This window comes from Prevotella sp. E13-17, assembly GCF_022024035.1.
GTDB lineage: Bacteria > Bacteroidota > Bacteroidia > Bacteroidales > Bacteroidaceae > Prevotella.
Genome location: NZ_CP091787.1, coordinates 591,025 through 613,055 on the forward strand (window position 1 = coordinate 591,025; position 22,031 = coordinate 613,055).

16 protein-coding genes and 1 tRNA gene are annotated in these 22,031 nt (G+C 49.7%); 12 read left to right on the top strand and 5 right to left on the bottom strand.

Annotation, left to right across the window (positions count from 1 at the left end):
* The first annotated feature begins 2 nt into the window (after positions 1–2).
* Complete coding sequence (bglX, locus tag L6472_RS02105; protein WP_237806734.1) at positions 3–2,264, top strand: beta-glucosidase BglX; 2,262 nt, start codon at positions 3–5, stop codon at positions 2,262–2,264.
* 3 nt (positions 2,265–2,267) lie between these two features.
* Here bglX and L6472_RS02110 read toward each other — a convergent pair whose 3' ends face one another.
* The 3 genes from L6472_RS02110 to L6472_RS02120 form a co-directional block, all read right to left on the bottom strand.
* Entirely contained in the window at positions 2,268–2,432 is a 165-nt protein-coding gene (locus tag L6472_RS02110) for a hypothetical protein (protein ID WP_237808042.1), read from the bottom strand.
* Between the two features lie 100 nt (positions 2,433–2,532).
* The gene (locus L6472_RS02115) at positions 2,533–3,951 is read right to left on the bottom strand and encodes a DNA methylase (RefSeq protein WP_237806736.1); all 1,419 of its coding nucleotides are present in this window, start codon (positions 3,949–3,951) and stop codon (positions 2,533–2,535) included.
* 35 nt (positions 3,952–3,986) lie between these two features.
* Positions 3,987–4,715: a peptidylprolyl isomerase gene (locus tag L6472_RS02120; RefSeq protein ID WP_237806738.1), complete on the bottom strand. Its 729-nt coding sequence runs from the start codon at positions 4,713–4,715 to the stop codon at positions 3,987–3,989.
* A gap of 106 nt (positions 4,716–4,821) precedes the next feature.
* Between L6472_RS02120 and L6472_RS02125 the strand changes: the two genes are divergently transcribed.
* Genes L6472_RS02125 through L6472_RS02135 form a run of 3 tightly spaced genes read left to right on the top strand, consistent with a single transcriptional unit; the run spans position 4,822 to position 6,305 of the window.
* Positions 4,822–5,796, top strand: a complete 975-nt coding sequence (locus tag L6472_RS02125; RefSeq protein ID WP_237806740.1) for a DUF3089 domain-containing protein — start codon at positions 4,822–4,824, stop codon at positions 5,794–5,796.
* Between the two features lie 60 nt (positions 5,797–5,856).
* A complete protein-coding gene (locus tag L6472_RS02130) occupies positions 5,857–6,066 on the top strand; it encodes a DUF4250 domain-containing protein (protein ID WP_237806742.1) in 210 nt (69 codons plus the stop codon).
* Entirely contained in the window at positions 6,063–6,305 is a 243-nt protein-coding gene (locus tag L6472_RS02135; protein WP_237806744.1) for a hypothetical protein, read from the top strand. The genes L6472_RS02130 and L6472_RS02135 overlap by 4 nt, the downstream gene beginning before the upstream one ends.
* Before the next feature lie 494 nt (positions 6,306–6,799).
* Here the strand turns inward: L6472_RS02135 and L6472_RS02140 are convergent.
* Both L6472_RS02140 and L6472_RS02145 read right to left on the bottom strand, forming a co-directional pair.
* Positions 6,800–6,872, bottom strand: a tRNA-Lys gene (locus L6472_RS02140).
* Positions 6,873–6,939: 67 nt separating this feature from the next.
* Positions 6,940–7,548 carry a thymidine kinase gene (locus L6472_RS02145; RefSeq protein WP_237806746.1) on the bottom strand — a complete coding sequence of 203 codons (609 nt, stop codon included), beginning with the start codon at positions 7,546–7,548 and terminating at the stop codon, positions 6,940–6,942.
* A gap of 137 nt (positions 7,549–7,685) precedes the next feature.
* On the opposite strand from L6472_RS02145, the gene rsmI reads away from it, so the two are divergent.
* The 8 genes from rsmI (at position 7,686) to L6472_RS02185 (ending at position 22,029) form a co-directional block, all read left to right on the top strand.
* Positions 7,686–8,357, top strand: coding sequence for a 16S rRNA (cytidine(1402)-2'-O)-methyltransferase (rsmI, locus tag L6472_RS02150; protein WP_237806747.1), 672 nt, complete (start codon positions 7,686–7,688; stop codon positions 8,355–8,357).
* Between the two features lie 48 nt (positions 8,358–8,405).
* On the top strand, positions 8,406–9,257 hold the full coding sequence (locus L6472_RS02155) for a hypothetical protein (RefSeq protein WP_237806749.1): 852 nt from the start codon (positions 8,406–8,408) through the stop codon (positions 9,255–9,257).
* A 321-nt stretch (positions 9,258–9,578) separates the two neighbouring features.
* Positions 9,579–12,899, top strand: a complete 3,321-nt coding sequence (locus L6472_RS02160) for a SusC/RagA family TonB-linked outer membrane protein (RefSeq protein WP_237806751.1) — start codon at positions 9,579–9,581, stop codon at positions 12,897–12,899.
* A 44-nt stretch (positions 12,900–12,943) separates the two neighbouring features.
* A complete protein-coding gene (locus L6472_RS02165; RefSeq protein ID WP_237806753.1) occupies positions 12,944–14,725 on the top strand; it encodes a RagB/SusD family nutrient uptake outer membrane protein in 1,782 nt (593 codons plus the stop codon).
* A 15-nt stretch (positions 14,726–14,740) separates the two neighbouring features.
* Positions 14,741–16,039 carry a substrate import-associated zinc metallohydrolase lipoprotein gene (locus L6472_RS02170; protein ID WP_237806755.1) on the top strand — a complete coding sequence of 433 codons (1,299 nt, stop codon included), beginning with the start codon at positions 14,741–14,743 and terminating at the stop codon, positions 16,037–16,039.
* Positions 16,040–16,062: 23 nt separating this feature from the next.
* The gene (locus L6472_RS02175) at positions 16,063–17,424 is read left to right on the top strand and encodes a DUF4302 domain-containing protein (protein ID WP_237806757.1); all 1,362 of its coding nucleotides are present in this window, start codon (positions 16,063–16,065) and stop codon (positions 17,422–17,424) included.
* Positions 17,425–17,437: 13 nt separating this feature from the next.
* Positions 17,438–19,267 carry a hypothetical protein gene (locus L6472_RS02180; protein WP_237806759.1) on the top strand — a complete coding sequence of 610 codons (1,830 nt, stop codon included), beginning with the start codon at positions 17,438–17,440 and terminating at the stop codon, positions 19,265–19,267.
* A gap of 203 nt (positions 19,268–19,470) precedes the next feature.
* Complete coding sequence (locus tag L6472_RS02185; RefSeq protein ID WP_237806761.1) at positions 19,471–22,029, top strand: M6 family metalloprotease domain-containing protein; 2,559 nt, start codon at positions 19,471–19,473, stop codon at positions 22,027–22,029.
* Positions 22,030–22,031: the final 2 nt, after the last annotated feature.

A 22,031-nucleotide genomic window follows, 5' to 3' on the forward strand; every position in this document is an offset into this window, starting at 1 on the left:
ATATGCGAATAACACTTTTGACGATAATGCTGAGCGCAATGTGTCTGAACATGCAGGCACAGACGGGTGACATGAATGTCTTTGTCAGTCAGCTGATGAGCAGAATGACACTGGAAGAAAAGCTGGGACAGTTGAACCTGGCACCAGCCAGTGACGAGATTGTGACGGGTGGCGCCGTGAACACAGAAGTAGGGCAGCGTATTGCCAACGGACAACTGGGTGGGGTGTTCAACCTAAAAGGTGTCAGCAAGATCAAGGCCCTGCAAGATATTGCCGTGAAGAAATCGCGCTTAGGCATTCCCCTCATCGTGGGGATGGACGTAATCCATGGCTATGAGACCATCTTTCCAATTCCACTGGCATTGGCATGCTCGTGGGATCTGGAAGCGATTGAGGAGATGGCACGCATCTCTGCACGTGAGGCTTCGGCTGATGGCATCAACTGGGTCTATTCGCCCATGGTGGACATCTGTGTAGATGCCCGTTGGGGGCGCATGGCAGAGGGTGCTGGCGAGGATCCCTTCTTAGGCGCTGAGGTGGCCAAAGTTTATGTGCGCGGCTATCAGGGCGATAGCTACACACCAGACCGCGTGATGGCGTGCGTGAAGCACTATGCACTCTATGGCGCTGCTGAGGCTGGACGCGATTATAACACCGTAGATATGAGCCGACTGCGCATGTACAACCAGTATTTTCCTCCCTATAAGGCTGCTGCTGAGGCTGGGGCAGGCTCGTATATGTCGAGCTTCAACATTGTCGATGGACAGCATGCCACAGCCAACCGTTGGCTGTTGACCGACGTGCTGCGCAACCAGTGGAAGTTCGATGGCTTTGTGGTGACAGACTATGGTTCTATTGGCGAGATGACTACCTGGGGCTTTGGCAACCTGAAGAGCAACTCGGCCAAGGCGCTGAAGGCCGGTACCGACATGGATATGTGTTCGAACGGATTCATCAACACACTGGCTGCCTCGCTGCAAGATGGGGCGGTGACGATGGATGAGATAGACCAAGCCTGCCGTCGTGTGCTGGAAGCCAAGTGGAAACTGGGACTCTTTGACAATCCTTATCGTCATCTGGATGCGAAGCGCAGAGCCAAAGATATCTTTACCAAAGAGCATCGTGCTGCAGCCAGAAAGATGGCAGCAGAGACTTTCGTGTTGTTGAAAAATCAGGATGAACTGCTGCCTTTGACGATGGATAAGACCATCGCCCTGATAGGTCCACTGGCCAACGACCGTGCTAACATTGCTGGCACATGGTGTGTGGCTTATACGCCAGAGCGCTATGCCACTGTCAAGGAGTCGTTGGAACAGCGTTTGCCCAAGGGCAGACTGCTCTATGCGCAAGGTTGCAACTTGACGCGCGATGAGGCTCTGCAGAAGGCCGCCGAGTTTGGCAAGACCATTCCTCGTGTCGATGCCGTTCGGGCTAAGGCCGAAGCACTTGCTGTCGCTCAGAAGGCAGATGTCATCGTCTGCGCCATGGGCGAGTGTGCCGATTTCTCTGGCGAATCATCGAGTCGTGCTACGTTGGAGATGCCCGATGAGCAGCGCGAGTTGCTGGCTGAACTGGTGAAGCTGGGCAAGCCCGTTGTGTTGCTCCACTTCTCGGGTCGTCCCACAGTGCTGACCTGGGAGCAGGAGCATGTGGATGCCATTATGAATGTGTGGTTTGCTGGTTCCGAGGCTGGCGATGCCATTGCCGATGTGCTGTTTGGCAAGGTGGCGCCCAGCGGACGACTGACGGTGACAATGCCACAGTCCATCGGTCAGGTGCCTCTTTACTATAACCACCTGAACACCGGTCGTCCGGTGCCTGAGGGGGCTAACGACTATCGTAAATATCAAAGTAACTATTTGGAACTGCGCAATGATCCGCTCTATCCGTTTGGCTATGGACTGACCTATACCTCATTCAGCTACTCAGACCTGTCGCTCAGTAGTGCAGAGATGGCCTTTGATGGCAGCATAGAAGCCTGCGTGACGGTAACAAATACGGGAAAGCGCGATGGTGACGAAATCGTACAGTTGTATATCCACCAGCAGGCAGCCTCAGTGGCACGTCCTGTGAAAGAGTTGAAAGGTTTCCAGAGAATACAACTGAAAGCTGGTGAGAAGCGGAAGGTGACTTTCCGCATCGGTCGTGAACAACTGCAGTATTACGATGCAGAAGGCAACAGCGTGTTGGAACCAGGAGTCTTTGATGTGATGATAGGTTCCGACAGTCGTCGTGTGATGTCAGCGACACTTCGTGTAGATTAGACCTTATTCAGATTGATTGTGAGTTCGCTCCGTTTCAGCAATGGCATCATTATAGCCTGTCAGTGCTGCAAACGGAGCGAATTGTGCAGCACGGTTCCACAGAGACATCTGCGGGTGTCGTTTAGACACATGATGTGGCAAATTTATAATGTCGTCGTATGTATCCATAAAATAATAAAACCTCTCACTTCTCACCTCTCACTTTGCGACAAAGTCGCACCACCTCTCACCTCTCACTTCTCATCTCTCATCTTGCGACAAAGTCGCACTACGCCTTGTGTCCGCCAATCTGTCTGTTGCGCTCTTTGGCGGTGGCCCCCTCTTTGAAGTTCAGACCGCGCAGGATAGCATTTTTCCCAAAGCGCTGTTTGATTCTTAGCTGCGCCTCCTGTAGCCTTCGTTCCTTCACCAGCTTGTCCTGTTCCTCCAGCTTTTGCTGCTCAAGTCGGACATAGTCCGTGAATAGATCCAGCTGTTGAACCGACTTTTGAGGTGGCTGGGCGGTCACTTCTGATGTCACATGATTGGTGGTCAGGTTCAGCCGTCGTATCAACAGAATAGGGTTCACACACCGGTCGAAGATGCTGGTCGCAGCCTCCATGATGAGGCGCGAAGAAGACGTGGGCTCACCGAACGAGTGAGAGCCATGCGCATGCTTTGGCACCAGCTTGCCATAGTAGTTGACGGTAATCTCACCCTGATACTGGTCGCGTATGTCTGGGCGGGTGAGACATTCCGTGTCGTAGCTCACGGTGAGCACCAACTGGTCGGTGACAAGACGCTTGCAGACCAAGTCCAAAGCCATGCCCTCTGCCATTTCCTGTACCACCACGCGTGCCTGTTCGGCGCTGTAGGGCGACTGCAACACCTGTCCGCTGCTGAAAGAGTTGCTCTCCGGTTTATAGGCTTTGATAGCCTCCATGGTGCATGGCTCCCATCCCCACGCATGGTCTATCAGCAGTTCGGCATTGACACCAAAGAGCTTGTAGAGCAACTCTTCGCTGAGCACCGATTGGCGGGCCAGCTGCCCCATGGTCTCGATGCCGTGCTTGGCCAGTTTCTCAGCGATACCATTGCCCACACGCCAGAATTTGGTGATGGGGCGGTAGTCCCACAGTTGGCGTCGGTAGGTCATCTCGTCGAGTTCGGCAATGCGCACACCATCTTTGTCGGCAGGCATCTTTTTGGCCACGATGTCCATGGCCACCTTGCAAAGGTATAGGTTGGTGCCGATGCCGGCAGTGGCAGTGATGCCTGTTTGCTTCAGCACATCGCGAATCATCGTCATGGCCAACTCATGGGCCGTCATCTTGTAGGATCCGAGATAGGCTGTGACGTCCATGAAGACTTCGTCGATAGAATAGACGTGGATGTCTTCTGGGGCAACATACTTCAGGTAGATGTCGTAGATCTTGGCGCTGACCTCGATATAGTGTGCCATTCGAGGCTTGGCAATGATAAAGTCAACACCCTTTGCCTTTTGGTAAACTTCAAAAAGACGTGCTCTGCCACCAATGCCATAGGCCTTCAACGACGGTGTCACAGCCAGACAGATGGTCTTCTCCGTACGACTCTCGTCGGCCACTACGAGATGTGTGGTCAGAGGGTCGAGTCCCCTGTCCACACACTCTACCGAAGCGTAAAACGACTTCAGGTCAATGGCTATGTATGTTCGTTGTGCCGACAAGACGGTTGATAGATGATGTTATGCCAAGGTGTTTCTTACTCAACAATAGACATTCTCATTTCAATGTCGTCGATAGGTCTGTCGGCACGACCAGTCGCTGTGCCCTGAATCATTTCGACAACATCAAGACCTTGCTCCACTTCACCAAATACGGTATATTGACCGTCCAGATGCGGCGTGCCACCAATGGTAGAGTAGAGCTTCAGCTGCTCGTCGGTCAGACCGTCTTTGCCAACCTTGCCTTCGGCTTCTGCCACCAGCTTGTCTTGCAATTCCTGCAGACCGGCACGATTTCTGTCGCGTCGCATCTGCATGATCTCTGCGCGATGCTCAGTGGCCAGCGCATTGAAGGCATCCTGAACCTTCTGCATGCGCAGTTGCTTGGCGAACTGGCGCAGCTGTCCTTCGTTGTAAACCTGTCCCCAGACGATGTAGAACTGCGAGCCGCTGCTGCGACGTTCGGGGTTCACCTCGTCTCCCTGACGGGCAGCAGCCAGGGCGCCACGCTTATGAAACAAGCCGTCCTTGATCTCAGCTTCGAGTGTGTAGTCAGGCCCACCCACACCCAGCATCTTGCCGGCGGGGGCACCTTTTGAATCGGGATCGCCGCCCTGAATCATGAAGTCTTTAATCACACGATGGAACAGCGTGCCATCATAGTAGCCCTCTTTCACCAATTTGATGAAATTGTCTCGGTGGATAGGGGTCTCATCGTAGAGGCGAACAATGATGTCGCCCAGCATAGTTTGAATATTTACTTTCATAGTTATTGCTGATACTTAGTGTTTTTTCTTGTTATTTATCGGTGCAAAATTACAAAAAAAAGAGAAAATATAGCTATCTTTGCATTCGGTTTTTAAAATACTGAAGATGAAACATCTGAATCTATTAATGCTGACAGGTGTGTTGCTGATGAGCGCCATGGCAATGTATGCTCTGCTGCCATCGCATGAAAAGATAACACAGGAAGTGGCTTTCGTGCCACAGGCTCCCAACTATAACGATACGCTTATGTGGCTGACGGTCGATGATGATAAAGACGGTCGTGGCGCCGACGTCTTCTATGTCGTGTCAACATGGGAGGAAGACTGGCAAAATGAGAATGGGCAAACCGTTCATTATGCTGATGTATGGAATGAACGCCATCGCAGACACATGGCCCGGGAAATCAATAAGGTGGCCGCCTATATGTCGCCGGGTAATCGTTTTTATGCGCCATTCTATCGCCATGCCACGATAGAGTCTTTTATGTTGCAGAGTGAAGACAGCATACGGCAGCGCGTTCAACTGGCTATGGACGATGTTTGCACGGCTTTCGACCACTTTTTAGCCCAGCGCGACTCAACGCGCCCGCTGATTATCGCGGGCTTTAGTCAGGGCGGTCTGGCTGTTGTTCATCTGCTGAAACACATGACCGACGAAACTTATGGACAGTTGGCTGCTGCCTATGTCATGGGCTTCAAGGTGACGCCTGCCGACACGTTGGAGAGTCGGCACCTCAAGGCTGCGCAAGGCGAGAGTGATACGGGCGTCACAATCTGTTATAACACGGTGAAGGATGTGAAATATATACATCCTGTCATTGCTGCTACCTGTATGAGCATTAACCCGGTAAATTGGCGCACAGATGCCACACCAGCGATTCTGCACGACACCATCACCGTCACGTTGTCGCCCGAAAATCAGGTGTTGGTGGTCAAGGGCTATGAAGGAAAAGAATATCCTCCTTACAAGGACTTTCTGAATGTGGGTGATATTCACAGCTGTGAGCCGTGGCTCTACAGCGAATGCCTGCAGCGCAACTTCAAAGTGCGCGCCGAGGCGTGGCGTCATCGAAAAAGATGATTTCTGTGGTTTCTCGTTTAACTTCCCATCAAACATCCCTTTTAACTTCCTATTAAAGTCATGGATTACTTACCCAAGGACCCCGCAATACTGGTGTCGAGCGTGAATATGTTGCTTCGCGATGAAGAGTTTGATACGTTAGAGTCGTTATGCTTTAATTTCAATACCGAGCCAGAAGACCTGAAGAACTATCTGATGGATAAAGGCTTTGTGTATAGCGAACAGCAACGACAGTTCCGACCAATTGGCTATGATGAAGTAAGACAATGACAAAAGATAGTATTGAGACAGCCTATAGCTTCCTGCACCAGAAGCAGAGAATCTATGCCCATTCTACGCTCGACTGGCAGAAAGACGACATCGAGATGGCTATTGCCGACTATGCCGACGGGATGAATCGAGAGCTGTTTGCACTGATTAGCAATGGTAAAGAGGACTTTTTGCATGATCATACGTGTTTCCTTGATGACATTACCAAGGCTGTCGAGTTACTCGAACAGATGCTTTAACCGAGTGAGATGCTATGAACGGCATGGCACTTTACTCCCTCATCCTGACTTTTCTTGTGTCTAAAAGGATGCATTTTAGAGTTTAGAACAGGCTGTTTTAAAGTCTGAAAATGGCATTTCTAAAGTCTAAGACCGCAACAATTACTTTGGATCCAGGGGCTAGAATGACCACCTTTAGGGGCTGGATCGACCGCTTTCAGGGGGTAGGAATGGCGCGTCCAGCCCCTGGAAACGTGTCATCCAGGGGCTGGACAAAGATTAAAACGGCCCGTATTGCGTGACAAAAGCGGAACTATTGGCAATGAAAAGTGCCACTATCAGCACAAAAGAGTTACACTTTCAACAAAGAAGAGAGCCACTGTCCTGTCCGAATAGCGACAGAAAGAACTGGCTCAGTAGAAATTTAGTGGGGGAGTAAGCATAAACCAGAACCCTCGGGTGAGAGTTTCAAGTGTGAGAAAACAAGAAAAGAGGTCATCACGACCTCTTTTCTGTGATCCGCTTGGGGCTCGAACCCAAGACCCCAACATTAAAAGTGTTGTGCTCTACCAACTGAGCTAGCGGATCAATTTCAACCTTTATGCTTTTAGCAAAGCGGGTGCAAAGGTACGAACTTTTTTTGAACCCGCCAAATTTATTTCAATGTTTTTTCGTTTTTAGCCTTTTCTTCTTCTATCGCATGTTGATAACATGTGCGACAAAGAGGTTCGTATTCTTGTGTTTCGCCCAGCAGCACGCGCTTGTCATTCTGTACCTTTCGGTGGCTGACATAGGCCAGTGAACCACATTTTACGCAGATGGCATGCACCTTCGTGACGTCGTCGGCAATGGCACAAAGGGCAGGCATGGGGCCAAAGGGAATGCCTCGGAAGTCCATGTCGAGTCCCGCCACGATGACGCGGATGCCTCGGTTTGCCAACTCGTTGCACACGTTGACGATGCCATCGTCGAAGAACTGAGCCTCGTCAATGCCCACCACATCTATGTCGCTGGTCAGCAAGAGGATGCTGGCCGACGACTCAATAGGGGTTGACTGGATATGCTTTTGGTCGTGGCTCACCACGTCTTCCTCGGAATAGCGCACGTCGATAGCCGGTTTGAATATCTCCACGCGCTGCTTCGCAAACTGGGCGCGGCGCATGCGTCGAATCAGTTCTTCGGTTTTACCCGAGAACATCGAGCCACAAACCACTTCGATTCTGCCTGGACGATGGTTCTCGCCTGTCGATGGATATGTAATCATGGTGCAAAGATAGCAAAAAGTTTATACTTTGAAGTCCGTTGTTCAGAGTTTTTTTTAGTAAAATGTTGTTAATTTGCGCCAATTATGAATTGCGAACTGTGAACAATGAACTAAAAATCATTACCTTTGCATCCGATATGGGAACATTATATATCGTACCCACACCAGTGGGCAATATGGAGGATATGACGCTGCGCGCCATACGTATCCTGAAGGAAGTTGATTTGATTTTGGCTGAAGATACCCGTACGTCGGGCATCTTGTTGAAGCATTTCAACATCAAGAATCAACTGCTTTCCCATCATAAATTCAACGAACATGGCACGAGTGCCTCGGTTGTTCAGCGGTTGCTGGCTGGACAGAATGTGGCACTTATTAGCGATGCCGGTACGCCAGGCATCAGCGATCCTGGTTTTTTTCTGGCTCGCGAGGCCGTGAGGGCTGGGGTAGAGGTGCAGTGTCTGCCTGGAGCAACGGCTTTTGTGCCAGCGCTGGTGAGCAGCGGTCTGCCATGCGACCGATTCGCCTTTGAAGGTTTCCTGCCTCAGAAGAAGGGGCGCCAGACCAAGTTGCAGTCGCTGGTTGAAGAGGAGCGTACCATGATATTCTATGAGTCGCCCTATAGATTGCTGAAAACGCTGCAACAGTTTGCTGAATTTTTCGGCGCCGACCGTCAGGTGAGCGTTTGTCGCGAGATCTCGAAAATACATGAAGAGAGCGTGCGTGGCAGTCTTGAGGAGGTCATTGCTCACTTCACAACGACCGAGCCCCGTGGCGAGATTGTGATTGTGCTGGCAGGCAAGAATTGAATGAGAGTAAGAAGATCATTACAGAATAAGAATTAAATATTAAGGTATATGAAAAAGATTTTGGTATGGTGCGTTTGCATGTTGGCTGTTGTCTCATGTAAGAATGATGCTAAGGATGCCAATGACTTGGCTCTGAATCATACTATTGATTCGTTGAACAGAGTGAATTATCAGAAAGACAGCGAGATCAACGATATGCTGGAAACCCTGAATGTGATACAGGAGGGCTTTAAGGCTATTAACGAAGCAGAGGGTCGTGTCACTGTAGAGCGTACTGGTGAGGGCGCCACCAATGAGACGAAGATTCGCGAGAATGTGCAGTTCATCCAGTCGAAACTTGCTGAGAACCGGGAGCTGATCAACAAGCTGCGTGTTCGTCTGCGTGAAGGCAGCATTGCCAGCGAGCAACTGAAAAAGACGGTGGAGAGCCTCTCTGAGCAGCTGCAGGCTAAGACGGTAGAAATAGAACAACTCCGTAAGGAATTGGCTGAGAAGGATATCCACATTGCAGAGCTCGATGAAAAGGTCAGCAACCTGGCTGATGATGTGAGCAACCTGGCTGAGGAAAACAAGCATAAGCAGGAGACTATTAAAACCCAGGACAAGGAGTTGAACACGGCTTGGTTCGTGTTTGGCACCAAGAAGGAACTGAAAGAGCAGAACATCCTGAAGAAAGGTGAGGTGCTTCAAGGCAATTTCAACAAGAACTACTTCACGAAGATTGATATCCGTGTGGATAAAGAAATCAAGTTGATGTCTCGCGATGCCAAGTTGCTCACCAATCATCCTGCCGGAACCTACAACCTGTTGCGCGATGCCAACAAACAGTATGTGTTGCGTATCACAGACCCGCAGCGCTTCTGGAGCACAAGCAAGTATCTGGTTGTTCAGGTGAAATAATCCCATACGGCAGTCGTCGGGCTGTCGGCTCTTGTGAAAGTGGCACTCTTTCGATGGATGGGTGCCACTTTCTTTGTCCTAAAGCACTGCTTTCGCAGGACTAAAGTGCCCTTTTTGCGTGTGGAATAATAAGTAACAATTGATGTGTGAAAATGCTGATAATTACAACATTTAGAAGCTCTTTTTCGTGAAAGAATGAAAGAATATGCGATAAAAATGTGAATTTTTGATTGTTTTCTTGTATTATTAAAAAGTTATAATTATCTTTGCAGGCTGTTAATTTGAAAAAACAAAGAAAAAATAGGTTTATTAATTATTTATATGGAGAAAAGATTTGTGATGCTTTTGGTTAGCTTGTTCCTGTCGATAGGAATGGGTTGGGCACAAAGCAAGATTACTGGAACTGTTTATGAAGACACAGGTGATCCTTGTATCGGTGCAACGGTGATGATACAGGGCACAAACAAAGGAACAAAAACGGATATCGATGGTCAATTCTCGTTGACTGTTCCCGATGGCAAGAAACTCGTTATCAGCTATATCGGTATGGTTACGAAGACGGTAACGCCGAAAAACGGTATGAAGGTGACGCTGCAGGCCGATGCACACATGGTGCAGGAGGTCGTGGTGACGGGCGTTCAGAAGATGGATAAGCGTCTGTTTACTGGCGCTACCACCAAGATTGATGCCGAAAAGACAAAACTTGACGGTGTGGCCGACGTGACTCGTGCACTGGAAGGTCGTGCTGCCGGTGTCAGCGTGCAGAACGTGTCGAGCACGTTTGGTACTGCACCCAAGATTAAAGTGCGTGGTGCTACCTCTATCTACGGTTCTTCTTCGCCCCTTTGGGTGGTCGATGGCGTTATCATGGAGGATGCTGTCAACGTGAGCAGCGACGACCTGTCAAGTGGCGATGCGCAGACCCTGATTGCCAATGCCATTGCCGGCTTGAACGCAGACGATATCGAGTCGTTCCAGGTCCTCAAGGATGGCTCTGCCACTTCTATCTATGGCGCTCGCGCCATGGCCGGTGTGGTAGTTATCACCACCAAGAAAGGTCGTGTGGGACACAGCGCAATCAACTATACCGGTGAGTTTACCTACCGCATGAAGCCCAGCTACAGCGAGTATAACATCTCAAACTCTCAGGAGCAGATGGGTATCTATAAAGAGATGGCAGCCAAAGGCTGGCTGGAATTCTCGGCCTTGGCCAACGGTGCTTCAAGTGGCTTGTATGGCAAGATGTATAACCTCATTCAGCAGTATAACGAGAGCAACGGCGCTTTCGGACTGCCCTACACTCAGGCAGCCATGAATGCCTATCTGCAGCAAGCCGAGTTCCGCAACACCAACTGGTTTGACCTGTTGTTCAATGACAACGTGATGCAGACCCACTCTGTCAGCATTTCCAGTGGTACGGAGAAGGCAAATCTCTATGCTTCGCTGTCGGCCATGCTTGACCCGGGATGGACCAAGGCCAGCGAGGTGAAGCGTTATACGGCCAACGTGAATGCCTCTTTCAACCTGTCGAAGCAGCTGACGCTGACCTTGCGTACCAATGCCAGCCATCGTTCGCAGACGGCACCGGGTACGCTGAACCAGAATACCGACGTGGTGAGTGGTGCTGTGAGTCGTGATTTCGACATCAACCCCTTTAGTTTTGCGCTCAACACCGCCCGTACGCTGGATCCCAATCAGACGTATAAGCGTAACTTTGCCGACTTCAACATCTTCCACGAGTTGAACAACAACTATATCGACATCGACGTGATGGATGTGAAGTTCCAGGGCGAAGTTTCTTATAAGCCCATTCTTGGCCTTGAGGTCAACTTGCTGGGTTCTTATCGCGTGAACCGTTCAAGCCGCGATCATAATGTGCTGAACACCTCAAACCAGGCCGAGGCCTATCGTGCCGGTGTGGACGATCCAAACGTGATGTACAGCAATACCTATCTGTACACCGATCCCGACAAACCCAACTCACTGCCTATCAGTGTGATGCCTAAGGGCGGTATCTGGATTGAGAACCAGAACCGCGTGAAGCAGTACGACTTCCGTGGTACTATTAATTATAATAAGGTGTGGGACGATATCCATATTTTCAACGCCTTGGTGGGTATGGAAGCCAACCGTGCCGACTATGATGCCTCTGAGAATCAGATCTACGGCATGGACTATGAACATGCACGCTTGGTGAAGGTTACTCCCGAATTTTTTAAGCAGGCAAAGGAAGAAGGTACAACGTTGTACCAGCGTTCCAGCTCATGGAATCGTCGATTGGCTTACATGGCCAACCTGAACTATTCTTATAAAGGTCGCTATCAGTTGAACCTGACCGGTCGTTATGATGGTACCAACCAGTTGGGTAAGGCCCGCAGCTCTCGCTGGTTGCCCACTTGGAACGTGTCGTCCTCTTGGAATGCCCATGAGGAGTCGTTCTTCAAAGACTGGATGGAGAAGACCAACGGTGCTGTCAGTCATGCCACCCTGCGTCTGAGCTACTCGCTGACTGGTGAGCAGACCACTGCTTCGAATGCATACCCCATCTACTATCCCACCATCATCTGGCGTCCTCAGAGCGACCAGCAGGAGACAGGTTTGGTGCTCTATCAGTTGGGCAACTCTGATCTGACTTTCGAAAAGAAGTACGAGTTCAACCTGGGTGTTGACCTGGGCTTCCTGAACAACCGCATCAACTTTGTCAGCGACATCTACTGGCGTGACAATAAATCGCTGATGGGCTATATGAATACCAATGGTTACGGTGGCGAACTGCGTAAGTTTGCCAACGTCGCAGCCATGAAGTCGCACGGTATTGAGTTTACCATCTCTTCACAGAACATCCGTACGAAGGATTGGAACTGGAATACCGACTTCACCTTCTCTTACAACAAGACTGAGATTACCCACCTGTTGTCCACCAGTCGTGTGATTGACCTGGTGACTGTTGGCGGTGCCTCACGTTTGGGCTACGACCACCGTTCGCTGTTCTCTATTCCTTTTGTTGGCCTGAACGACGAGGGTATTCCCCAGATCATCAACGAAAAGAACGAGGTGGCAACGTCAGACATCAACTTCCAGGAGCATGTCAATCTGGACTTCCTGAAGTATGAAGGTCCTACAGAACCAGCTTATACCGGTGGTTTAAACAATATGGTGTCATGGAAGAACTGGCGTCTGAACATGTTCTTCACCTATTCGTTCGGCAATAAGATTCGTCTTGACCCAGTCTTCTCTTCTGTCTATAGCGATCAGAGCGCAATGCCTAAGGAGTTCAAAAACCGTTGGGTCATCCCCGGCGATGAGAAGCACACCAACATTCCCGCTATCGCATCAGTTGCCCAATACTATAGCGACCGATATCTGAGCTATGCTTACAATGCATACAACTATTCTACTGCACGTGTGGCCGACGGTGGCTTTATCCGTCTGAAGAACATCTCTCTGTCATACGATTTCGATCCACAGCTGATTTCAAAGATCGGACTCAGCACCGCTTCGCTGAAGCTCGATGCTACCAACGTCTGGCTGCTCTATTCAGACTCCAAACTGAATGGCCAGGATCCTGAGTTTATCAACTCGGGTGGTGTGGCACAGCCTCTGTCAAAGCAGTTCACCTTGACGCTGCGTCTGGGTATCTAAGTAGGATGTATTTAACGAATAAATTGAACGATAAACGATAAAAGATGAATAATAAGATATACAATATATTGGCAATAGGATTGGGAGTGCTTGTCACAACGGCATGTTCTGACTTCTTGGATAAGATGCCCGACGAGCGCACAGAGCTCAATACCGTAGAGAACGTGGTAGATTTGCTGAAAGGCTCTTATCCCTCAACCAACTACCAGTTCATCTGCGAACTGTCAAGCGACAACTTTATTGATAACAATGCGCCACATCTGCCTTCAAATCCTAACGACAAGCAGATAGAGAACCACTATAACTATCCTTCGGCTGCACGCTGGAACGACGAGATGTTCCAGTTTGAAGAACCCCTCTCGGCCACCTATTCTGATGCTGAGTCGCATGGGCGTGTGTGGGACGGATGGTACAACTCCATTGCTGCTGTCAATGCTGCCTTGGAAGCTATCGACAATCTGGCTAAGGAAGAGGGCATCAACAGCCACGAAGACTACGCTCAGTTGTCTCCCCGCCTGCGTGCCGCCTATGGTGAGGCTCTCTTGCTTCGTGCCTACGACCACTTTGTCTTGGCCAACATCTTTGGTCAGGCCTATCGCAACGAGGCACAGAGCGCTCAAGACCGGTCTATTGCCTACGTCACTGAGCCAGAGACACAGCTGATCAAGGACTATGACCGTCTGTCGGTCAAGGAGGTCTATGACCTGATCATCAAGGATATGGAAGAGGGCCTGAAGTATGTCAGCGACAGCTACTACGCCGCACCCAAGTATCATTTCAACACCAATGCTGCCCATGCCTTTGCTGCTCGCGTCTATTTGTACCACCACGACTGGGACAAGTGTATCGCCGAAGCCAATCAGGTGCTGGGCACCAATGATGCTTCATTGCTCCGCATGTCGATGGACTATTCCATCTTCACAGACTGTGCCACCTCTAATGACTATGGCAACAAGTGGCAGGATCCGAAGTTGAACAACAACCTGATGCTGCTCGATACCTATAGCTCTTATTCACGTCTGGTATTCGGCTATCGCTATAGCATTGCAGGCGAGGCTGCTTCAGAAGTGCTGATGGTTCGCACCAACAGCGAGCTGTGGAGATCCTACATCGCCAACCCTATCACGATGGTCAGTGGCATGCTGTTCAGTTCCAGTCAGCACGACTACGGCTACTACTCTTGTAAGATCAATGAGCAGTTCCAGATGCTCGACAAGATAGCCCAGACGGGTTATGTTCATCAAATCATTCGTGCTTTCACAGCGATGGATCTGTTGCTGGAACGTGCCGAGGCTTATATCATGAAGAACGATTTGGCAAATGCCAGTCATGACCTCCAGGCCTACTGGAACAACTCTATCGAGACCTTCTCTGAAAAGGATAAGGCGACATTCGTAACGCCCGGCGATATCAAGTTGCTGACAGACGATATGATCAAGTCGAACTTCATGAGAAAGACCAACTGCTTCGACAACTGGGATTTCGTTTCGCAGAACATCTCATCTGCCATTCACATCACTCCAGAGGCTGTGCCTTACATGAACTGTCTGAACGACTTCCGTCGCTTCGAGCATAGCTTCGAGGGCATGCGCTTCTTCGACTTGAAGCGTTGGGGCATGGAGTGGACCCACTACTATGGTCTGGACAAGAAAGCTATTGTGATGAAAGGTGTGGACACCCGTCGCGCCCTGGAAGCACCTTCGGAGGCTAAGCTCAATGGCGCAGGCAGCTCTCGCCCCGAAATGGTAACTGTTACCGAGAACGATTCACGCCGTGGTCTGGTGGCTCCCAAATACAGTCAGTTTAGAATTAATGCAAACAAATAAGGAGGAAAAGCTATCATGAAGAAAAAGACAATCAATATATTGATGCTGTTGGCTGTGATGGCAACAGCCTTCCAGGTGACTTCTTGTTCGGATGATGATTTCACAGCCACGATCTTCGACACGAACGACTATCCCCTGGACCGCAACCTTTACACGTTCCCGCTGGATACCTTCGTGAAGGTCAACTTTCTGGAGCCTTACAATATGCGCTTCGTCTATAAGATGGAGTACATTGCTTCGGACAAGGACAAGAACCTGACACCGGCTTCTTACGACAAGAGTTGTCAGTTGGCCGTGCTGACCAAATACCTGTGGCACGATGTCTATAAGGATGTGGCAGCCGAGCACGACATCTTCTTGAAGAAGTTCAGTCCCCGCATTATCCATGTCATCGGTTCCAAGAACCTGAACACCTCGTCGGGTACTGAGACCCTCGGTGTGACTGAGGGCAATACCAAGGTGACGCTCTATCGCACCAACCTGCTGAACCCTGACGATATTGCTGACATGAACGAGTACTTCTTTGAGACCATGCACCATGAGTTTGGTCATATCCTGGACAACAACTCGCTGCATCCCACACCGTTCAACGTGCTGAGCAACGGCCGTTATAATGCTGCCGGATGGAATGACACACCCGACTCTGTGGCTGCTGCTCAGGGCTTCATCAGCAGCTATGCCTCGATGTCGTACACCGAGGACTGGGTGGAGACCTTTGCCCGCTACGTCACCCGCGACTCTGTCAGCCTGGAACGTATGTTCAACACTGCCGACTACGAGTGGGAGGTGGTGGACCTCAAAGATAAGAATAACGACCTCGAGGTGGATAGTGCCGACTATTTCTCACAGCTGACGGGTACGTTCGATATCGACACCATTGGCTATTTCAAGGGCGATGAGTCGGGTAAGGGTGAGCACAAAGTGTATCGTCGTGTGTGTCAGCGCGATGCCGACGACCATGTCGTTCTCGATGCAAACGGCCAAGTGCAGTGGGTAGCCAACTTAGCCGGCGCACGCAATATCATCAACGAGAAGATCAAGTACGTACGCGACTATATGAAGACAGAGTATGGCGTTGACATCGACGAGCTGCGCCGCAAGATACAGTCCAAGCAGTTCCGTGTGGATGACAATGGTAAATACCTGACCAAGGTGTCGCCCGTTTTGGCCTACAGTGGTGGTGCCGTCTATGTGTTGCGCCAGAATGAAGAACAGCTGAATGCCATCACCTATCGCGATCCGTTAACAGGTAAGACTCAGCTTGAACAGCTTCTTGAGGAGCTCAACGAGTATAAGAAATTGCAGACAAAATAATAGAAAGGAGGAGATAACGCTATATGAACAAGAAATTATATCCAGTAATACTACTGTTTGCTTCCGTGTTTGTGCTGGCATCATGTGTCAGCGAAGAAGACGACATCTTCGATCAGTCTGCTGCAGAGCGCCTGAATGCGGTCAGTAAGGTCTATATAGATCGCCTGTGCGACAGCCCCGGTGGATGGGTCATGGAGTATTATCCCTATACCGACAACGAAGATATGAACACGGGTGTGGGCTATCTCATCATGAACCGATTCCACAAGAATCAGTCTGTTTACACGCTGATGAAGAACAAGGCCACACGCAACACCGTGATGAACGACTCGTCTGCTTGGGAGGTTATCACCGACATGGGTCCCGTGCTGACATACAACAGCTATAATAAGTGCCTTGGTCGCTTCACCGATCCCTACGACGACTATATCCTCACTCCTGGAACCTACGACGATGAGTCGGGTAAAGGACTGCAGGGCGACTATGAGTTTGTGATGGTCGATGTGCCCGAAGGTGGCAATCATATCATGTTGAAGGGTAAAAAGCGCGGTGTCTATCAGCGTCTGACACGTGTGCCTGTCGGGACCGACTTTGAACAGTACATCGACGACATGAACAAGTTCAGAAATGCCTACTTCCAGTCGGGTGCCCGTTGGGAATACACCATCAAGGACCATGGCAACGCCTATCGCATGGATCGCGTGAATGGTGGTCGTCCTCGTGTCTATCCCGAAGGAAAAGACTCTACAGCCTATGGCTGGTATAATCCCTATCTGATCACCTATTATAACAATCAATACCACTTCCGTTTCAAGGACACGGTGATGGTGGATGGTAACCAGATGGAACAAGAGTATGCCTACGATGCAGATGCCGATAAGTTCATTGGCGTGTCGAATGCCGAGAACACACTCGAAGGTCCTGTTCCCGTAACTTACTTCTTGGAGAACCTGACAGCTAAGATAGCACGTCGCTGGGAAATGTCTAAGGCCGAAGCCGATCTGTCAGACGAAGTCAAATCGCTTCGTGAGGCAGTGGTAAGTGACTTCAAGGCCATTGGCTGTACCTTCAATTCGTTCAGTTTCATGATAAAAGGGGGAAAGACAGTTTTACGTGTGCAGTTCCGTCAGAAGACATCAAGCTATTCTTGGAACTATGTCTTTGATATGACGCAGGAAGGTGACAATGTCGTGTTGAAGTATGTCGAAGGAGAAGACGAGACGTCCTCGAAGAACATAGAGATGGTACCTTCGCTGAAGACGTTCGTAGATATGTTGTCTCAGACCTTTACTGTCTCTGCCAACACCACTCGTTTCAATCCCAGTAAACTTGTTTTGACCTCGTCAGATTCTAAATATAGACTATTATTTACATTGTATAACTAAATTTTAAAAGATTATGAAAAAGCTTTTACTCTTTGCCGCTCTTGCTATGACGGCTATGGCAGCAGATGCTCAGGCCCTGTCAGAAAAGAAAGTAAAGATGCCTGCACTTTCAGAACGCATTTCAATGATGGCAGCTCAGCGCCCACTGGTTAAACGCTCAGAAAGCGAGAAAGCTGCAAGACGTTCTATCGAGACAGGTGTTTACTATAAGCGTCCAAAGGGACTGATGTATTGTTGTGCCACAGAAGAAAGCCAACTCTATCCTCAGACCTTTTTGGTGACGAATCCTTTTCTGACTCCAGTATTTGTTCCTGTTGTTGCCAATTCGGCAGATTATACTTGGCATTTGAATGTGCTGGGTAAGGATGGTAAAGCTACTTTCTGCCAAGATTTGAGCTCTCCGGAATTGGGATTGGTAGATCCACAGACTGGTGAACTTCCTTTTGGTATTGAAGTTGGCTCGTCATACCCTCTTCCTACACTTGTGACGGCTAAGGACTCATTCACCATTGGACATACACCATGGGATGAAGAAAATGGTGTCGGCAATTATTACTGGGGCAACAATAAAAATTATATATCTCGTCTTAAGTCAGACTCAATTGCGCCTCATGGATTTCATGACGACCACTCTGGTTCGTTTGCTTATTGGGGACTGATTACGCCAAAAGTAAGTATCTATAATGCTAATTGGAAAGAAGATTATACTTATCTGTTTGGTACCGGCACTTGCTATTTAGACAATGATGACAAGCTCGATTCTTTGGCTACTTCTGTTGGTGCTCGGCAATATTTCGAGAAGCCCCAGTCTCCTCTCTATGTAGAAAATGTGTTTATCAACGCAATGACTTTTGCCGACAAGCCCATTGTTGGTGAAGCCAAACTCGTGATGACCATCACCAATGCTGAGTATGATGAGGAGACGCAAAGCCATTATGCAGGCAAGAAGGTGATTGCCACCTTGGAGTGTACGGCTGAGGATATTGAGAATATGAGTGAGCCAGAAGATCTTAATGATGGAAAACTCACAGAATTTGTGTTGAAGTTCAAGCAGAAGAAGGAGTCATTGCTTGGCGTCAGCGAAGAGGCATTTGTCATTGACGAGCCATTCGTAGTTACAATCACAGGTTTTGAACAGGAAGGTGTTGACATCAATTTGAGAGGCATTACAAATCCTTCTGAAGACGAGTTGGAATCTGCCACTATGTTGTTGACATACGATAGTAAGACGACTGGTCTTAGTTATCGAGGTGCAGTGGCACTGCCATTGGTGTTCAACTCTTGTTTCGACCATGCAGAACCTTGGGCTACAGCTTCTGCAGGTGAGGTAGATCTGACCGACTTTAACGTGCTTTTGGTTTCTGCCGATGGCACAACCGTTAGCAACAAAGGTTATAATGATGCAAACTACACCTTCATAAGTACCGCTTTCAGTTGGTTTAATACAGATGGCGACGAGAACTACTTCGTGTTGGACGAGAATCAGAATGAGGCCCCAGAATGGATTACTTCTTTTGATGTGACGAGTCTATATGATGAACAATATGGTGTTTACGATGGTCGTACAAAGCTTTCTGTAGCATGTGAAGCTCTTCCTGATGGTGTTACAGGTCGTTATGCTTTACTTTTCGTCTATGGTCGCGGCTATACATCAAAGACTCCTTTGATAGTTGTTCAGGGCAAGGTTGACAATCTTGATCAGCTCATTGCCACCCTTGGCATAGAGAACACCGGTGTGAAGCCTGTTTCTTCAAAGAAGTTCTACAACCTGATGGGTCGGCAGACCACCAAGGCTGCTAAGGGCATCGTGATTAACGATGGCAAGAAGTTCTTCGTGAAGTAAGCATGAAAGCAAAAAGAGGTGCGGTACCTGCTCTTGGTAGTCTTATTTGAAATAAGACATACTGTCATGCACAGGTTTTCAACCGCCAAACACATCATAAAGTTACGCTTTTCTTTTGGGAAAGCGTAACTTTTTTTGTCCTCATGTTTGGATGTCGATTTTTTGTGTTACCTTTGCATCCAAATAAAGACTACTTTGAACAGATGAAAAAACATCTTATTCTATTATTGATTTTTTGTTTGCTGAGCGCTGGAAGCGCTATGGCTGTGCCTGCCTGTCCAGGTGTCAGCAAGGCCACTCAGCCCGATGGAACCACCATCAGCATTCGTCTGCATGGCGATGAGTATATGCACTATTACACCACCGAGGATGGCTATTCGTTGGTGAAAGACGCTAAGGGCTTTTTCGTCTATGCCCAGCTGATCGACGGTGTGCTGGTCCCCACCACCATGCGCGCTCATGACCAGTTGCTGCGCACTGCGCAAGAGCAGGCCTATCTTGCCGGTGTGAAGAAGCATTTGATGCCTCGGCTGACTGCAGACCGTGCCCAGGAGAAAGCAGCCGAGCAGCAACGTCGTGCCAAAGCCTGTCGGAAAGCTCAGATGAGCCGCGGTTACTACGACTATTCCTCTTTTCGAGGACTGATTATCCTGGTGGACTTCAACGACCGTAGCTTTGAGAGTGAGAGTTATCCCAACATCATCAACGATATGGTCAACAAGCCTGGATACCAAGGCTATGACACCTCTGTTGATGAGGGGCGATACACGGGTAGTGTGCGCGACTACTTCTACGACAACTCAATGGGGCGCTTCAACCCTCAGTTTGATGTGGTTGGTCCTGTCCAAGTGAATAGAAGCCAGTATTATCCTAATGGAGGCAAAAACGATGTCACCCTGATGAAGGAAGTCATTCGTGCAGCCGATGCCATCGTGGATTTCAGCCAATATGATCGTGACGACGATGGCGTCGTTGACATGGTCTATATCATCTTTGCCGGATTGGGATCCAATATTGCCCTCAACGACAATCGGCTGATATGGCCGCATGCCAGCTCCTTTAACTGGACCCGTGCCGACGATGTCTATCTGGGTCGCTATGCTTGTTCTACGGAGCTCTATGGCACCGAGGAAGCTCATGTCTATGATGGCATAGGCACCATCTGCCACGAGTTCAGTCATGTGCTGGGCTTGCCCGATCTCTACGACACAGACTATGCCTCGGGTGGGGGACAGAGTTGTCATCCTGCCGAATGGAGTCTGATGGCAGCAGGCAGTTATCTCAACAGTGGACGTACCCCTGCTGGCTACACGCTCTATGAGCGCTATGCCGTGGGCTTCGCTGTGCCCGAGACCATTCAGAACGAGGGCCACTATACGCTGCCATCGGTGGGTAGGAGCAACACTGGTTACCGACTGAACACACCTGTAGATAGAGAGTTCTTTCTGCTGGAAAACCGTCAGCGCTCAGATAAATGGGATGCCCATCTGCCCGGCACAGGTATGTTGGTCTATCGCGTGGACTCTACCGATGCCCGTGTGTGGAACAACAATGTGCTGAACAACGACCCTTCACACAACTGTTTTGTTGTCTTGCGCGCCAAGGGTGAGCCCGACGCGCCGGTGGCCAACAACACCGATCCCTTTCCTGGTGCAGGTCGTGTCACAGAGCTAAGCAACACCACCTTGCCTGCCAATCTGAAGACATGGGCAGGCTTTGACAATCCCTTCGGACTGAAGAATATCACGGAGGACAATGGCATGATCACTTTTGATGTCTATGACGTCAACATCCTGTCGGCACTCTCACTGCCCAAGCAGTTGCACACCTGCGTGGGAATGCAGCAGCAACTCGAGCCTGTTGCCACGCCGGCTTCGGCTAAGTATAAAGCCACCTGGCAGTCGTCTGCTGAGTCGGTAGCCACGGTGTCGGAAGATGGTGTCGTAAAGGCGCTTGCCGCCGGCGAGACCACCATCACCGTGTCGTCTGACAACGGTCTGCAAGCCTCGTGTGTGGTTACGGTGAAGGATGTACCTTGGGTTGCCAATGTGATGGCGTTGAAACAGACCGACCAGGAGTCGGAAATCGCTTTAGCTCTGACAGACGCTCAAGTGGTTTATGTCTATAAGGACGATGTCTATCTGCGAGACGCATCGGGTGCAGTGATTCTTGAGAAAGCAGGAAGTCAACTCTCGGTGGGCAGTGTGCTCAATGGTTCTCTGCGAGGAACGAAAAAGACTGTCGATGGAGTGACACGCTTCTGCCTGAGTGACGATGCAGACATGGCAGCCAGTGTGCTCTTTGGTGATTCTCGTACACCAGAGCCCCGTATCGTGAGCCTCTCGTCTGTCGGTGAGCAAGACCTTTGCGACTACATCCTGATACCTTCTGTCCAGATGCAGACTACAAACTATGAGGGCGTGAGTGGACTCTATGTCACTGATGGCGAGACCTACGTGCGTCTTTACAACACACTGCAAGTAAAGAATATCACCTTGCCCACCAACTATGCCGGCAAATCCTACGACCTGACGGGCATCCTGCTCACCCGTGCCAGTGGCGACAAGCAGGTGCTGGAGTTAGCTTTGCTGAAAAGTCCGACTAAGGCAGACCCCAATAAGATTGACGATTTGTTTGGCGAAGCACAGACTATGCCGACTGCCACCTTTACGCTTGATGGTCGCAATGTGAAGACGATGAGTAAGCCCGGACTCTACATTGTGCGTCAGGGCTCTACGGTTCGCAAGGTTCTCGTGAAATAAAA

Coding starts and splice junctions, on each gene's coding strand:
- bglX (WP_237806734.1), top strand. CDS start 3: ATGCGAATAACACTTTTGACGATAATGCTGAGCGCAATGTGTCTGAAC.
- L6472_RS02110 (WP_237808042.1), bottom strand. CDS start 2,432: ATGGATACATACGACGACATTATAAATTTGCCACATCATGTGTCTAAA.
- L6472_RS02120 (WP_237806738.1), bottom strand. CDS start 4,715: ATGAAAGTAAATATTCAAACTATGCTGGGCGACATCATTGTTCGCCTC.
- L6472_RS02125 (WP_237806740.1), top strand. CDS start 4,822: ATGAAACATCTGAATCTATTAATGCTGACAGGTGTGTTGCTGATGAGC.
- L6472_RS02130 (WP_237806742.1), top strand. CDS start 5,857: ATGGATTACTTACCCAAGGACCCCGCAATACTGGTGTCGAGCGTGAAT.
- L6472_RS02135 (WP_237806744.1), top strand. CDS start 6,063: ATGACAAAAGATAGTATTGAGACAGCCTATAGCTTCCTGCACCAGAAG.
- L6472_RS02145 (WP_237806746.1), bottom strand. CDS start 7,548: ATGATTACATATCCATCGACAGGCGAGAACCATCGTCCAGGCAGAATC.
- rsmI (WP_237806747.1), top strand. CDS start 7,686: ATGGGAACATTATATATCGTACCCACACCAGTGGGCAATATGGAGGAT.
- L6472_RS02155 (WP_237806749.1), top strand. CDS start 8,406: ATGAAAAAGATTTTGGTATGGTGCGTTTGCATGTTGGCTGTTGTCTCA.
- L6472_RS02160 (WP_237806751.1), top strand. CDS start 9,579: ATGGAGAAAAGATTTGTGATGCTTTTGGTTAGCTTGTTCCTGTCGATA.
- L6472_RS02165 (WP_237806753.1), top strand. CDS start 12,944: ATGAATAATAAGATATACAATATATTGGCAATAGGATTGGGAGTGCTT.
- L6472_RS02170 (WP_237806755.1), top strand. CDS start 14,741: ATGAAGAAAAAGACAATCAATATATTGATGCTGTTGGCTGTGATGGCA.
- L6472_RS02175 (WP_237806757.1), top strand. CDS start 16,063: ATGAACAAGAAATTATATCCAGTAATACTACTGTTTGCTTCCGTGTTT.
- L6472_RS02180 (WP_237806759.1), top strand. CDS start 17,438: ATGAAAAAGCTTTTACTCTTTGCCGCTCTTGCTATGACGGCTATGGCA.
- L6472_RS02185 (WP_237806761.1), top strand. CDS start 19,471: ATGAAAAAACATCTTATTCTATTATTGATTTTTTGTTTGCTGAGCGCT.